Source organism: Curtobacterium sp. Arg-1 (assembly GCF_025643395.1).
Taxonomy (GTDB): domain Bacteria; phylum Actinomycetota; class Actinomycetes; order Actinomycetales; family Microbacteriaceae; genus Curtobacterium; species Curtobacterium poinsettiae.
On the sequence record NZ_CP095731.1, the window covers coordinates 671,981 to 686,658 of the forward strand.

Consider the following 14,678-nt stretch of genomic DNA (forward strand, 5'->3'; position numbering starts at 1 on the left):
TGGACCTTTCATCGCGGCGGGTGGCGGCGCCACTCTACAAGTTGTAGAAGCCAGTTTCTACTGTATGTAGAATCGCCGCATGGTCGATGAGTTCGGGGCGCGCGGATGAGTCCGCGTCGTGCGCACGGGTCCCTCGAGTCGGGTGTGCTGCAGCTGCTCTGGGCGCAGGATGCGGCGCACACCGGCCGGCAGGTGCGCGATGCGCTCGCAGTAGAGGTCGGCCCACTGGCCTCCACGACGGTGTTGACCGTCCTCGCCAGGCTGGAGCGGAAGGGGCTCGTCGAGCGGGACCCGGCATCGAAGGCCTACCGGGCGACGAAGGCGGACCCTGCCGAGACCGCTGATTCGATGACGGAGGTGCTCGGTCGGTCGAGTGATCGCACCGCGGTCCTGCAGCGCTTCACCGGTTCGCTCGGTGCGGATGACCTGGACGTGCTGCGTGCTGCCCTCGGCGGAGCCGGCATCGACCGCACGGGCGCGTGACGGGAGGATCGGTGCTGTGATCGCCGTCCTCGGCCTCGTGGCCCTCGCGGTTGTCGTCACCGTGCTGGCTCCGAGCATCCTCACTCGTGGCACCTGGTGGCTGCACCGTCCGCAGGTCGCGCTCCACCTCTGGCTCGGAGTGTTGACGGTCGCCGCGAGCTCGCTGCTGCTGAGCGTGGGGATCGCGTCGGTCGTCGTCGCAACGAATGCGCACGCGCACGGGATCGGCGCTCCCGCCGCCGGCCTCTTCGCCTGGTGCGGGCTCGGCGTCGCCGGTGGTGTCGCCGCGCTCCTCGCCGCGAACGCAGAACCGATCTCGGCCGCGAAGCGCCGCACCGACGTCGCGGTGACGCTGCTCGTCGCCCGTTCCACCGTGCGGACCGAGCACATCGGCGGGCACGAGATCGCGTACCTGCACATGTCGGATCCGATCGCCTGCTCCACCGCTGACGGGCGCGTGCTGATCTCGACCGGAGTCGAGAACGCGATGCCCCCTGCCTGTGTCCGCGCCGTCGTCGAGCACGAACGTGCGCACGTGCTCGGCCGGCATGACCTCATCGGCCGCGTCGCTGCGCTGAACGCTGCCGCGTTCCCACGACTCCGGACTGCCCGGGAGTTCCGTCGAACGGTCGCGCTGCTGATCGAACTCGTCGCAGACGACACCGCCGCCCGCATCTGCGGACCTGCGACCGTCTGCAATGCACTGACGCTGATGAACCGGATCGACCCGAGCCCGGGCCTCGAGCTCCGCGCCGCACGTCTCGCCGCTTCGCCGGTGAAGAGCTGGCCGCACCGCCGCCACCCGGCCCCGGTCCTGCAATCCCGCTGACCTCGACTCGCATCCCGTTCTACGTTTTGTAGAATGGGCGCATGGAGCGTTTCGAGTACCACGTCGTCGGGATGACCTGCGAGCACTGCGAACGCCGCGTCACCGGCGAACTCGAAGCGATCGCCGGCGTCGAGCTCGTCACTGCGGACGCCGCGACCGGTCTCGTCGTCGTCACCGCACCGGCCCGGCCGGATGCGGCAGCGATCGCCGAAGCCGTCGACGAGGCAGGCTACGAGCTCGCCGGTGCCTGACACCCAGGCCGCTGCCACCCCGGCCACGCGCAACCGGCCGACGACCGTGCCCGCCGTGGGGCGGTCGGGTGTGCTCAGGCGCGCATCGCCGTGGGTGGGCGCCGTCATCGCGGTCGCCATCGTCGTGGTCGCGGTCGCGATGCTCGGTCCTTCCTCGTACGACCGGCTGAGCCGCGGCTACCCGGGCATGCTCACCTCGATGCTCAGCGCCGTGCTCCGCCTCACCGCCGACGTCACCGGCGGCCTCACGACCGGCGGCCTTGCCGCTGCCGTGTTCCTCACGCCGCGCCGGTCACGCACGGTCATCGACAACCACCGAGACCTCGCGATCGTCCGCACCGCCGCCACCGTCTGGCTGGTCGCCGCGGTGCTGCTGGTCCCCGTCGACGCCGCAGACGCGAGCGGGCAGCCGGTGACGAAGCTCCTGACACCGGGCGCGATCGGCTACCTCGTGCAGGCCAGCTACCTCCCCGGCGCGTGGATCGTCGTCGCCTGCATCGTGGTCGCGATCCTCGTCGCTGCGTACCTCGTCCGCAGCTGGGTCAGCACCCTGCTCCTGACCGGCATCGGCGTCATCGGGCTCCTCGCCCCCGTGCTGGTGACGCAGGTGCTCGTCGGCCCGAACCACGACTTCGGTGGGGACGCCGCCATGTTCGCCGCCCCCGCGCTCGGCATCTGGACCGGCGCCACGGCTGCCGGCGCCCGCCGGTGGCGAGTGAGCCGTCCCGGCACCGCCACCATCCGCAGACACCGCATCCTCGCCCTCACCGGCTGGATCACCTGGACGGTCGGGTCGATCATCATCGCCGCCGTCGAACTCGCCGGCACGCCGCCGTGGGAAGCGCCCACCGGCGTGCTCTTCGCCGCTCAGCTGCTCCTCGTCGCCGCGGTGGCCGGACCGATCCTCCTCCGCAGGAGCTGGTTCGCCACCCCGACCGCCCCGGCCGTGCTCCTGGCGGTGCTCTTGGTCGCGGCCGCGATCGGCGTCGTCATGACGCGGATCCCACCGCCGGTGTACTTCGTCCCCACCGACGGACAGCAGCTCTTCCTCGGGTACCAGGTCGACACACCCCTCACCCCGATCACCCTGTGGACCGCCGGCCGGGTGAACATCCTCTTCCTCGTCATCGCGATCGCCGGGATCGCCACGTACGCGGCCGCCGTCATCCGACTCCGGAAGCGCGGAGACCTCTGGTCGAACGGCCGGACCAGCGCCTGGATGCTCGGCTGGGCATCCGTCATCATCACCACCTCGTCCGGGGTCGGCCCGTACTCGTCGGCGTCGTTCGCCGTGCACATGGGCCTGCACATGAGCTTGAACATGCTCGGCCCGCTGCTGCTCGTCCTCGGCGGACCCATCACCCTGTTCCTCCGCGCCACGACCGCGCACCGTCGCGATGCCTTCGCCGGCCCCCACGAGTGGCTCGTCGCGGTGACCCACTCGAAGCTGCTGCGGGTCACGTACAACCCCGTGTACGTCCTGGCGGTGTTCGTGGGCTCGTACTACTGCATCTACCTCACCCCGTTCTTCGACTGGGCGATGCGGTACCACTGGGCGCACCAGGCGATGACCCTGCACTACCTCGCCATCGGGTACGTCTTCTACGCCCTCATCATCGGCGTCGACGCACCGCCCCGTCCGTTGCCGCACATCGGCAAGCTCGGCCTCGTCCTCGCAGCGATGCCCTTCCACGCGTTCTTCGGCGTCGTCGTGATGACCGGCGACACCCTGCTCGCCGGCACGTACTTCCAGTACCTCGACATCCCGTGGATCGGCAGTCTCGCCCACGACCAGTACGTCGCCGGCGGCGTCGCCTGGGCCGCCGGTGAGCTGCCGCTGATCGTCGTGGTGATCGCCCTCGTCACCCAGTGGGCCAAGCAGGACGCTCGACAGGCCAAGCGCATCGACCGGCACGCCGACCGGGGCCTCGACGACGACCACGAGCAGTACAACGCCATGCTCAGCAAGCTCACCACCCGCGACACCACCGCACCTGCACAGCGGGCCGATCCGACACGGTCCACCGGGCCCGGCTCGACGAACGAGCACGAGCGCGCCGACGACCGTCCGGCGCTGACCGTCACCGACCACCGGGAGCAGCCGTGACCACAACCACCCCGTCCCGAACCGACCAGCGAGCCGAGCAGCGGCTCGAACTCGACATCGGCGGGATGACCTGCTCCGCCTGCGCCAACGCGGTCGAACGCAAGCTCGGCAAGCTCGACGGCGTCACTGCGTCCGTGAACTTCGCCACCGAACGCGCCACGGTCGCCGGTCTGGGGATCGCCGATGCCGCGACCGCGATCGCGCAGGTCGAGCGCGCCGGCTACACCGCCGCCGTCCACACCCCGGGCGATGACGCCTGGTCCGCCCGCGCCGCGGAGACCCGCACCACGACGCTCCGCCGCCGCCTCGCCGTCGCGGCACTGCTGGCGATCCCGCTGTGCGACATCACGATCATCCTGGCGCTCGTCCCTGCGTGGCGGTTCCCCGGCTGGCAGGCGCTCTGCGTCCTCCTCGCCGTCCCGATCGTCACCTGGGCTGCGTGGCCGTTCCACAGGGCCACCCTCCGGGGACTGCGGCACCGCAGCACCAGCATGGACACCCTCGTCTCGCTCGGAGTCGTCGTGTCCTTCGGATGGGCGCTCTGGACGCTCCTCGTCGACCCCGCCACCACTCCCGGGTACTGGCTCGGATTCGGGAGGACCCCCGCCGGCGCGGACTCGATCTACCTCGACGTCGCCGCCGGCATGGTCACGTTCCAGCTCGCCGGCCGCTACTTCGAGAGCCGCAGCCGCCGACGCGCCGCCGATGTCCTCGAAGCCATCGGTGACCTCGGCGTCACCGAGGCGCAGGTCGTCACCGACGGCACCGAGCGCACTGTTCCGCTGAGTGCCGTGCGGGTCGGGAACCTCGTCGTCGTCCGCCCCGGCGGCCGCATCCCCGTCGACGGCACCGTCACCGACGGCGCCGCGACGCTCGAAGTGTCCGCGATGACCGGCGAGTCCGTCCCGGTCGAGGCAACGGCCGGGAGCACGGTCATCGGCGGCACCCTCGTCCAGGGTGGTCGGCTCGTCATCCGCGCCGACGCCGTCGGCACCCGCACCCGCCTGGCCCAGATGGCCGCCGTCGCCGACGACGCCCAACGCCGCAAGGCCGCCGTGCAGCGCACCGTCGACCGGGTCACCAGCGTGTTCGTACCCGTCGTGATCGGCATCGCGATCCTCGTCGCCGCCGGCTGGCTCGTCAGCGGCGCGGCTCCTGGCACCGCGATCGCGAACGGTGTCGCCGTCCTCATCATCGCCTGCCCCTGCGCGCTCGGCCTGGCGACGCCGACCGCGCTCATGGTCGGCGTCGGACGCGGGGGCCAGCTCGGCATCCTCATCAAGGGCCCCAGCGCCCTCGAGGCGAGCGGTCGCATCGACACCGTCGTCTTCGACAAGACCGGCACCCTCACCACCGGCCGGATGACCCTCACCGCGGTCGACACCTTCACCACCGACGCCGACACGGCCCTCGCCCTCGCCGGCGCCCTCGAAGCAGCGTCAGAGCACCCCATCGGGGCGGCGATCACCGCCGCAGCCAGCAGCCGGTTCGGCACCCTGGAGCCGGTCGCGGACTTCACCGCGCACGCCGGACTGGGAGCAGCTGGGACCGTCGGTGACCGCGCCTGCGTCATCGGCCGGTCCGAGCTGCTCGGAGCCGCGGGGGTGCGGGTCGGCGACCGGGTCGCCGCGGTCGTCGCGGACCGCGAAGCGTCCGGCGCCACCGTGGTGCTCGTCGCCGTCGACGGCGACGTGGCCGCAGTGCTCACCGTCCGGGACGCGCTCCGTCCCGGCGCGATCGAGGCCGTCGCGCAGCTGCGCGCCCTCGGCCTCCGCACCGTCCTCCTGTCCGGGGACTCCGAGACGACGGCGTCCGCTGTCGGTGGTGAGGTCGGCATCGACGAGGTCATCGCCCGCGTCCTGCCCGACGAGAAAGCCGAACGCATCGCCCAGCTGCAGGCGGCCGGGCACCACGTCGCCATGGTGGGCGACGGCGTCAACGACTCCGCAGCCCTCGCCACCGCAACCCTCGGCGTCGCCGTTGTCGAGGGCACGGACATCGCCCTGAAGGCCGCCGACGTCATCATCGTCCGCGAGGATCTCCGCGCCGTCGTCGACGCAGTGCAGCTCTCCCGCGCGACCCTCCGGACCATCCGCATCAACCTCGTGTGGGCGTTCGGTTACAACATCGCCGCGATCCCGCTCGCCGCGGCCGGGCTGCTCAACCCGCTCATCGCCGCCGCCGCGATGGCGCTGTCCTCGACGCTCGTCGTCTCGAACAGTCTCCGGCTGCGGTCGTACGGGAGGTCGTAGTCCGCCCTCGGCGGGAGTGGTGGGGCCGGCGGGTTTCGCTCCGTGCGCCACCACCGCGTTGCGGACCACGATGCCCACGGCGTCGCTCGCGACACGACCGCCTGACGGACTGGAGGCCCGTCACCGGCTGGTGACGGGCCTCCAGTCCGTCGTCGAGTGAGCACAAGACGTCGGGTCGCCGCGGCAGACTCGTCGTCTCCTGCGCACTGGATGCGCGCGACCGCGCACTGGACGCGCGCGACCGCGCAGGGCGCGCGCCCCGCGCGCGCTCAGCGGTTGAAGAACAGCAGCCCGCGCACGAAGCCGGCCTGGCCGGCGTGCTGCGTGCAGTCGTCGAGGATGCTCACGAGCCGCGCGCCGGCCGTCACGGGCGGGTCCCACGCGTCGTCGACGACCGGGTCGAGGTCGTCCGGGCCGAGCGTGCCGAGGTACGCGACGGTGCGCTCGTGCACCGCGCGCAGGTACCCGGTGAGCAGGTCGGCAGAGGCTCGCACCCGGCCGACGTCGTCGCGGGACATGCCGTACCCGAGCGCCTCGGCCGGGAACGGCAGGCCGAACCGGTCGTACCAGCCGTCCGCCGTCCAGACCTGCTCGGAGCCGGCGAGGTCGGCGATCTGCGCGTCCTGGCCGCGGGCGATGTGCCACACGAGCCAGGCCAGGGTGTTCGCCCCGGCTGCCGGTCGTGCTGCGAGCTGGTCTTCGGAGAGCCCGTCGACGGCCCGCTCGACGGTCTCGGGGATGCGGGAGAACGCTTCGGTGAGGAGTTCGGAGGGGGTCATGGCGCTCACGCTACGCGCGGGCCGTGACACCCGCGCTCACTCGGTGGACGACCGGTGGTGGCGTTCCAGGGCCGCGGCGAACCCCTCGAAGGCAGCGGCGACGACGGCGCGGTCGGACGGTGCGACGACCTGCTGGAACGCCTGCGAGTAGACGGCGCCGACCTCGCGGGCGACCGCGGTGCCCGACGGCGTGAGGTGCAGGAGCACGCTCCGGCGGTCCTCCGGGTTCGGGCGGCGCTCGAGGTGCCCGTGCTTCTCGAGCCGGTCGATGAGCGACGTCATCGCCCCGGTGGTGAGCTCGAGGTACTCGCCGGCCTGCTTCGGGGTCACGCCGTGGCCGCCCGCTGCGTTGAGGAAGAACACGAAGCGGGTGTCCGTGGCGTTCAGTCCGCGGCTCGTGCTCTCGTGGTGCAGGACGCGCGCGTGCTGCATCTGGAGCACGCGGAACGCGGTGAGCAGCCGTGGGAGGTCGGCGTCGGTGCCTGCCGGGTCGGCCGCGGTGACGTCGGGCGACACCGGTGCCGGGGGCGTGCGCGGCGCGATCCTGGCCGCGGGGACGGCGGGTGCGCGCTGGGGGAGGACGACCTGGTCGGTGTCCGTCATGGGGGCTCTTCTCGGGTGCAGGGGTGGAACTTCAGTCAACAAGTAACTCACTCGTCAAGATACCCCCATCAATGGGGGCATCCCGGGTATTGAGGGCTGCTCGACGGCGAAGTAGCTTGATCGTCGTACCACCTCGGCACGTAGCGCGACCAACCACCGCGGGCCCGTCCGAACCACCGATCAGACCTCATCCTCACGGAGTCCAACCATGTCTCGTGTCACGCCTCGTGCTGCCCGCCTCGCCGCCTGGATCGCCATCCCCGCCGCGCTCGTCGCCTCGGGGGTCGTCGTCTCGACGGCCTCGTACGCGGCCTTCTCCTCGACCACCGTCAACCCGACGAACAACTGGACGGCGGGCAGTGTCGCCCTGTCCGACGACGACAACAACACCGCGCTGTTCACGGCGAGCAACCTGAAGCCCGGCTCGACCGGTGCGAACTGCATCACGGTGACCTCGACCGGTTCGCTGCCCTCGGCCGTGAAGCTGTACGGCACGAACGTCACGACCACGAAGGACCTGGCGGCGAACGTCAACCTGACCGTCGAGCAGGGCACCGGCGGTGGCTTCGGCTCCTGCTCCGGCTTCACCCCGGCCGCCACCGGCAGCTCGCTCTACAGCGGCACCGTCGCGGGCTTCGGCGCCGCCTCGACCAACTACGCGACCGGCGTCGGCAGCTGGACCCCGACCGGCACCGCGTCCGAGACGCGCGTCTACCGCGTCACCTACACGGTCTCGAGCACCGCGCCGAACACCGTGCAGGGCGGCACCGCAGCCCTCGGCTTCACCTGGGAGGCCCAGAACAGCTGAGTCGGGGCCGGGGCCGAACCCGCCCCGTCCGTTCCCTCCCCGCAACGCGCTCCCGGTCGAAGGCAGTCATGAGCAGCATCGCAGTGCACGGTGGTCCCGCACCGCACGCAGCGGTCCGTGACGCCGTCGAGTGGGGGCGCGTCGTCGTCGCCTCCCTTGCCCGCGGCGTCGTCGCGACGCTGCTCGGCCTCGCGCTCTGGGCGGCTGCGCCGGCGCTCATCGGCTGGCAGCCCACCACCGTGATGACCGGCTCGATGGAGCCGCGGATCGTCCCCGGTGACGTGGTCGTCTCACGGCCGGTCGGCTCGGGCGAGATCGCCATGGGCAAGGTCCTGCTCGCCGACGACCCGGACCAGGCGGACCACATGCGCATGCACCGGTACGTGCAGGACGGCTCCCGCGGCACCATGGTCACGAAGGGTGACGCCAACCCGCAGCAGGACTCGACGCCGATCGAGCGCTCCGCGGTGCACGGCATCGCCTTCCTGCGCATCCCGTTCATCGGCGCACCGATCCGGTGGATCAGCGCCGGCGAGTGGGGCCTGGTCGCGATGCTCGCACTCGGCCTGACCGCGGTGCTCGCGCTCTGCACCATCGACGGGTCGCTCCGGCGGCTCGTCGACGCAGACGACGCCGACGACGCGGCCGACGGCCCCGACGACGCGGCCGGTCCGGACGGCGCGACCGGGCCGGCAGACGGTACCGACGGCGGCGTGGAGGCGCCCGACGGCGCCGCCACGGGCCTCCCGTCCGCTGCGTCCACCGTCCTCACCCGTCGCGCCCTGCGTCGACGGGTCCGTCGCAGGCGGCGGCTGCGCCGCCTCGGCGGGGGCGCAGCGGTGCTCGTGCTCGCCGCGGCGGCCGGCGTGCTGCTGCCCGGGACGGCGGACGCGGCCCCGTGGTCGCGGACCACCGTCGCACCGACCGCGAACTTCACGGCGGGCACGGCGACCGGTGTGCCCACCCTGACCTGCGTGCCGGCCGGGTCGAACACGGTGACGATCGCCTGGACCTACGACAACGGTGCGACCGTGCCGGTGTCGTTCGACCTGATGAACGGCACGACGCAGGTGGCCAGCACGACGCTCGCCGGGGCCCGTTCGATGGTCTACGGGGGCGCCGGACTCCTGAACCTCGGCACGACGTACACGCTCAACCTCCGCACGAACCTCGGCAACAACTGGACGGCGACGAGCACGCCGACCGTCAAGGTGAAGGTCGTCGCGGTCCTGGGCATGGCATCCGCGAGCTGTGTGACCACCTGAGCCGTCCACAGGGCACCGCGGGGTGCCCCTGGATGTCCCCGGACGGCGTTACCGTGGCCGCATGCGCATCCTGCACACCGGCGACTGGCACCTCGGCCGCACACTGCTGGGTGCGGACCTGCTCGAGCACCAGGCCGCGTTCACCGACTGGCTCGTCGACCTCGCCCGCGAGCGCGCCGTCGACCTCGTCGTCATCGCCGGTGACGTCTACGACCGTGCGATCCCGCCCGTCGACGCCGTCCGCATGCTCTCGCGCGTGCTCGAGCGGCTCGCCGAGACCACCACGGTGGTGCTCACCCCGGGCAACCACGACTCCGCCGCTCGGCTCGGCTTCGGCGCCGGGGTGATGGGGCAGCGCGTGCGCATCCTCGCCGAGCCCGCACACGTGGCCGACCCCGTGCTCGTGGCCGACGACGACGGCCCGGTGGCCGTGTACGGCATCCCGTACCTGCACCCCGACCTCACCCGGTACGCCCTGGCCGCGGTCCCCGACGAACCCCTCGCCCGCTCGCACCACGCCGTCGTCCACGCCGCCACCGAACGGATCCGCACCGACCTCGCGACCCGTGCCGGTACCCGCAGCGTGGTCGTCGCCCACGCGTTCGTCGGGGGTGCCGACCCGAGCGACAGCGAGCAGGACATCCGCGTCGGCGGGGTCGACCGCGTGGCCGAGTCCGTGTTCGACGGCTTCGACTACGTCGCCCTCGGGCACCTGCACGGCCCGCAGCGCGTCGGCGACGACGGCCGGATCCGGTACGCCGGGTCGCCGCTGGCGTTCTCGTTCGGCGAGCGGCACCAGCGGAAGTCCGTGACCATCGCCGAGCTCGACGGGGCCGGTGCCGTCACCGTCGAACTCGTCCCGACACCGGTCCCGCGGCGACTGGTCGACGTCCGGGGCAGCATCGACGCCATCGAGTCCGGGGCCTTCCGGGCCGACGCCGACGCCTGGGTCCGCGTCGCGGTGACCGACACCGTGCACCCCGAGCGCATGTACGCCCGGGTGAAGGACCACTTCCCGCACGCCCTGGCGATCACCCACGAACCGGCGGACCGACCGGCCGCCACCGCCGCACGGGCCGTGACCGCGACATCCGACCCGGTCGAGGTCGCCGGCGACTTCGTGGCCTTCGCCACCGGCGGGGCACCCGACGACGACGAACGGGCCGTGCTGACCGAGGCGTACGAGGCCGCGGCGCTCGCCCTGCAGCGCGAGGGGGACCGCTGATGTACCTGCACCGACTCGAACTCCGCGCCATCGGCCCGTACCCCGACCTCGTGACCATCGACTTCGCGGCGCTCGCCGCGTCCGGGGTGTTCCTGCTCGAAGGGCCGACCGGCTCCGGCAAGTCGACGATCATCGACGCGGTCGTGTTCGCCCTGTACGGCGGCCTCGCCGGGTCCGACGCCAGCTCCGACCGGCTGCACAGCCAGCACGCCGACCCCGCGGTCGAGCCGTTCGTCGAGCTCGTGTTCGAGACCGGCGCCGGCACCTACCGGGTGCGACGCACGCCGCAGTACGACCGCCCGAAGCAGCGGGGGACCGGCACGGTGAAGCAGCAGGCGTCCGTGCAGCTGTTCCGGCTCGCAGCGCCGGACGACGTCGTCGGTGAACCGATGTCGTCCCGCATCCCCGAAGCCGCGGTCGAGATCGCCCGGATCGTCGGGCTCGACCGCGCGCAGTTCCTGCAGACCGTGGTGCTGCCGCAGGGCGAGTTCGCCCGGTTCCTCCGATCCCCGGGGGAAGACCGCCGGAAGCTCCTGCAGTCACTGTTCGGCACCCAGGTCTACGACCGCACCGCCGACGAACTCGCCGCCCGCCGCCGGGCCGTGCAGGCCGAGGTCGACGGGGCCGACGACCGTGTCCGCGACGCCCTGGCCCGGTTCGCCCAGGCGGCCGGTCTCGACGACGCCGACGAGACTGTCGTCCCCGGCACGGTTGTGTCCCTGCGTGCCACGGCCGACGCAGCCGGGGCAGCACGGACGGCTGCCGCTGCGGCCGCGACGGCGGCGACCGAGCACGAACGGTCGGTGACGGCGCGTGCGGCCGCCCTCGAGCGCCGATCGGCACTGCTGCGGCGACAGGCGCTCCTGGACGACGACGCTCCCGCGATCCAACGCGCACGGACCGCGGTGGCGACGGCGGAGCGCGCCGCCCGGGTCGCGGCGGTGGCCGACGGTCTCGACGCCGCGATCGCGCGTGCCGACGACACCGCAGCGGCAGCCTCCCGCCTGCGTGACGAGCACGAGCTCGACACCGTCGACGCTGAGCAGGTCGTCCGGCGCCGCGACACGCTGACCGACGCGCTGTCCGGCGTCCGGCACCTCGTCGCGGTCGAGGCCGAGGCGGACGCCCGGCGCACCGCGATCGCCGATGCCACCGCGACCGCAGCACGGCTCACCGACGACCTCGCCGCCCTCGACACCGCGCTCGAAGCCCGGCCGGCGGAACGCGCACGGATCGTCGAGGCCGCCCGGTCCGCCTCGACGACCGCTGCCGACGCGGACGCCGCGGCGCACGAGGTCGCTCGCGTGCAGTCGCTCCGCGCCGACCTGGCCGCCCGCGACCGCGCCGAGCACCGCGTGGCCCAGGCCGAGCGGGTCGTGGCCGGTGCCCGACGCCGCGCGACCGATGCGCTCGACGCTGAACGCACCCTGCGCGAGCGCCGGATCGCGGGGCTCGCCGGTGAGCTCGGCGCCGCACTCACCCCCGGTGACCCGTGTCCGGTCTGCGGATCGACCGCGCACCCGTCGGTGGCCGCGCCGCAGGACGACCACCCGACCATCGGCGCGGTGGAGTCCGCGGGCGACGCCACACGGCTGGCCGACCAGCAGCTCGCCGACGCCGCAGCCGAGCTGGCGGTCGAGCGTGCGGAGCACCTGCGGCTGACCGAGGTGGTCGGCGCCGTCGACACCGTCGCCCTCGACGCCATGTCGGTCGCCGCCGACGAGCGGGTCCGTGCGGCGCACGACGCAGCGGCACTCGTGCTCGAGCACGAGCGCGAGCGGACGGCGCACGACTCCGCGACCCGGGCGCTCGAGCGTGAGCGGAACGACCTCGACGCTCGGCGCACCGTGCTCGCATCGACCACGGCCTCGGACGCCGAGCGGCTCGAGGCCGACCTGCGATCGGTGCAGGAAGCGATCGAGCGGCTCGGTGCACTGCTCGACGGTGACGGTGACGGTGACAGCGCTGGCTCGTCGGGCTCGCTCCGCGTCGTCGTCGACGAGCTCGACGCTCGGCTGACGGTGCTCCGCGCCCTCGCCGATGCCGACGACCGCGCAGCGGCTGCCGCCCGTGCCCGTGACGAGCGGAACACCGAGGTCGCCCGGGTCCTGGACGAGCAGGAGTTCCCCGACGTCGCTGCAGCACGAGCGGGCCGGCTCGACCCCGACACCGTGGCACGCTTCCGCAGCAGCATCAGTGCCGCCGACGCCGAACGCGCCGTCGTCCGTGCGGGGCTCGAGGACCCCGCGGTGGTCGCGGCCGCCGACGACGACCCGGAGCACCTCGACCTGCAGGCGGCGCAGGCCGAGCGGATCCAGGTCACGGCCGACCTCGACGAGGCCACCCGGCTCGCGGTCACCGCGGCCCACCGTGCCGAGGCCGTCGAGCAGTGTGCGTCCGAGGTCGACCGGACCGTCCGGGCACGACAGGAGACCTCGGCCCGCAGCCGCGCGGTCGTCCGGCTCGCCGACGTCGCCAACGGTGTGGCATCGGTGAACCCGACCGGCATCACGCTCGGCACCTACGTGCTCATGCGTCGCTTCGAGGACGTCGTGGCCGCGGCGAACGACCGGTTGCGCGGCATGCTCGCCGGACGCTTCACGCTCGAGACCTCCGACGAGCGGGAGTCCGGGTCCCGCGCGCGACGGACGGGGCTCGCCCTCGCCGTGCACGACCACACGACCGACACCGTCCGTGACCCCCGCAGCCTGTCCGGCGGCGAGACGTTCACCGTGTCACTGTGCCTGGCGCTCGGGCTCGCCGACGTCGTGCAGGCCGAGGCCGGCGGGGTCTCGCTCGGCACCCTGTTCGTCGACGAGGGGTTCGGCACGCTCGACCCGGAGACCCTCGACGACGTCATCGGGCAGTTGTCCCGGTTGACCGCTGGCGGGCGACAGGTCGGGATCGTCAGCCACGTCGAGGAGCTCAAGCAGCGGATCCCCGAGCGGATCGCCGTGCGACGCACCCCGACCGGTGGGTCGAGGGTGACGACCACCGTCTGACAGATCGCGGCCCCGGCCCGGGTCCCGTCTGGTCCGACGCGGTCTACGGGGTCGGCGTCGGCGTCGACTCCACCGTGCCGTCCGGCGGCGGCAGGATGTCGGCCGCGATCCAGGGGAACACCCACTGGAACAGCACGAAGACGATGGCGACGAGGAGCACGAGCAGCTCGAGCACCTTCAGGGCGGTGGGGCCGGGCAGCAGCCGCCAGACCAGGGGGAAGATCACTTGACGGTCTCCGAGAGTTCCTTCGGGGTGCCCTCGGAAGCGGGCATCCAGTAGTCGAGCTTCGCGTGCGTCACGAACCGTTCGGCCGCGGACCACATCGGGTGGCAGGCGGTCAGCGTGAGCCAGCGGTCCTGGGCGGTCGGTTCCACACCCGGCTTGTTCGGCACCGGCGCGATCGTCTCGATCTTGTCGGGCGTGACGATCTGGCTGTCGGTGACCTTGTAGACGTACCAGACGTCGAACTTCTTCTTCGCGTCGGTGACCCGGACCACGACCGAGTCGCCCTTCTTGAGCTCCGCGATCTGGTTCAGGGGCTTGCCGTAGGTGACACGGTGTCCGGCGACGGCGAAGTTGCCGGGAGCGCCGGGCATCGCGGTGTCCTGGTAGTGCCCGAGTCCGATGGTGTTGAGGACCTTCTCACGATCGGTGCCCTCGCCGATCGGCCGGTTGTAGTCCTTGCCGAACCGGGGGATCTGCATCGTCCCGAACACGTCCGACAACGCCGGGGGTTCGGCGAGCACGGGAGCGGTGCCGCGGTGCTCGGTGCCCTCGACCTTGGGGGTCTTGACCTGGTCGAGGCCCTGCACGAGCTTCGTCTGCTCGTTCACGGCGACCACGTCGGTCCACCAGGCCGTCCACACGACGTACAGGCCGGTTCCGGCGCCCGCGATGATGAGCAACTCGGCGATGAGCGACACGATCGCGCCGCCCACCGTCTGCCGTCTGCGGGGGGATCGCCGGGACCGCGAACCGGCTGCGTCGTCCCGTGCGCTGCGGCGCGTCGGGAGGGTGTCGTTTGCGGTCACGGGGCTCCTGATCGGCTGGGTGGTCGGACAGGTCTATCAGAT

Annotated in this window: 13 protein-coding genes; 9 read left to right on the plus strand and 4 right to left on the minus strand. The window is 72.5% G+C overall.

Going from position 1 to position 14,678, the window contains the following annotated elements:
- The first annotated feature begins 105 nt into the window (after positions 1 to 105).
- Genes MXD64_RS03290 through MXD64_RS03310 form a run of 5 tightly spaced genes read left to right on the plus strand, consistent with a single transcriptional unit; the run spans position 106 to position 5,922 of the window.
- On the plus strand, positions 106 to 483 hold the full coding sequence (locus MXD64_RS03290) for a BlaI/MecI/CopY family transcriptional regulator (RefSeq protein WP_259551779.1): 378 nt from the start codon (positions 106 to 108) through the stop codon (positions 481 to 483).
- A gap of 16 nt (positions 484 to 499) precedes the next feature.
- A complete protein-coding gene (locus MXD64_RS03295) occupies positions 500 to 1,312 on the plus strand; it encodes a hypothetical protein (protein WP_263137126.1) in 813 nt (270 codons plus the stop codon).
- A gap of 41 nt (positions 1,313 to 1,353) precedes the next feature.
- Positions 1,354 to 1,563 carry a heavy-metal-associated domain-containing protein gene (locus MXD64_RS03300; protein ID WP_017886224.1) on the plus strand — a complete coding sequence of 70 codons (210 nt, stop codon included), beginning with the start codon at positions 1,354 to 1,356 and terminating at the stop codon, positions 1,561 to 1,563.
- A complete protein-coding gene (locus MXD64_RS03305; RefSeq protein WP_263137127.1) occupies positions 1,556 to 3,670 on the plus strand; it encodes a cytochrome c oxidase assembly protein in 2,115 nt (704 codons plus the stop codon). Before MXD64_RS03300 ends, MXD64_RS03305 begins: the two co-directional genes overlap by 8 nt.
- Positions 3,667 to 5,922: a heavy metal translocating P-type ATPase gene (locus MXD64_RS03310; RefSeq protein ID WP_263137128.1), complete on the plus strand. Its 2,256-nt coding sequence runs from the start codon at positions 3,667 to 3,669 to the stop codon at positions 5,920 to 5,922. The genes MXD64_RS03305 and MXD64_RS03310 overlap by 4 nt, the downstream gene beginning before the upstream one ends.
- A gap of 269 nt (positions 5,923 to 6,191) precedes the next feature.
- Here the strand turns inward: MXD64_RS03310 and MXD64_RS03315 are convergent, their stop codons facing one another.
- Both MXD64_RS03315 and MXD64_RS03320 read right to left on the minus strand, forming a co-directional pair.
- Positions 6,192 to 6,701: a mycothiol transferase gene (locus MXD64_RS03315; RefSeq protein WP_042537926.1), complete on the minus strand. Its 510-nt coding sequence runs from the start codon at positions 6,699 to 6,701 to the stop codon at positions 6,192 to 6,194.
- A gap of 36 nt (positions 6,702 to 6,737) precedes the next feature.
- Positions 6,738 to 7,304, minus strand: a complete 567-nt coding sequence (locus MXD64_RS03320) for a MarR family winged helix-turn-helix transcriptional regulator (RefSeq protein WP_017886213.1) — start codon at positions 7,302 to 7,304, stop codon at positions 6,738 to 6,740.
- A 208-nt stretch (positions 7,305 to 7,512) separates the two neighbouring features.
- On the opposite strand from MXD64_RS03320, the gene MXD64_RS03325 reads away from it, so the two are divergent.
- The 4 genes from MXD64_RS03325 (at position 7,513) to MXD64_RS03340 (ending at position 13,604) form a co-directional block, all read left to right on the plus strand.
- Positions 7,513 to 8,112, plus strand: coding sequence for a hypothetical protein (locus tag MXD64_RS03325; protein ID WP_017886212.1), 600 nt, complete (start codon positions 7,513 to 7,515; stop codon positions 8,110 to 8,112).
- Between the two features lie 68 nt (positions 8,113 to 8,180).
- Entirely contained in the window at positions 8,181 to 9,377 is a 1,197-nt protein-coding gene (locus MXD64_RS03330) for a S24/S26 family peptidase (protein ID WP_259551789.1), read from the plus strand.
- 61 nt (positions 9,378 to 9,438) lie between these two features.
- Positions 9,439 to 10,602, plus strand: coding sequence for a metallophosphoesterase family protein (locus MXD64_RS03335; protein WP_017886210.1), 1,164 nt, complete (start codon positions 9,439 to 9,441; stop codon positions 10,600 to 10,602).
- Entirely contained in the window at positions 10,602 to 13,604 is a 3,003-nt protein-coding gene (locus MXD64_RS03340; protein WP_263137129.1) for an AAA family ATPase, read from the plus strand. The genes MXD64_RS03335 and MXD64_RS03340 overlap by 1 nt, the downstream gene beginning before the upstream one ends.
- A gap of 43 nt (positions 13,605 to 13,647) precedes the next feature.
- Here MXD64_RS03340 and MXD64_RS03345 read toward each other — a convergent pair whose 3' ends face one another.
- Together MXD64_RS03345 and MXD64_RS03350 are read right to left on the minus strand one after the other, a co-directional pair.
- On the minus strand, positions 13,648 to 13,830 hold the full coding sequence (locus tag MXD64_RS03345) for a hypothetical protein (protein ID WP_017886209.1): 183 nt from the start codon (positions 13,828 to 13,830) through the stop codon (positions 13,648 to 13,650).
- Complete coding sequence (locus MXD64_RS03350) at positions 13,827 to 14,543, minus strand: class E sortase (RefSeq protein ID WP_017886208.1); 717 nt, start codon at positions 14,541 to 14,543, stop codon at positions 13,827 to 13,829. Before MXD64_RS03350 ends, MXD64_RS03345 begins: the two co-directional genes overlap by 4 nt.
- Positions 14,544 to 14,678: the final 135 nt, after the last annotated feature.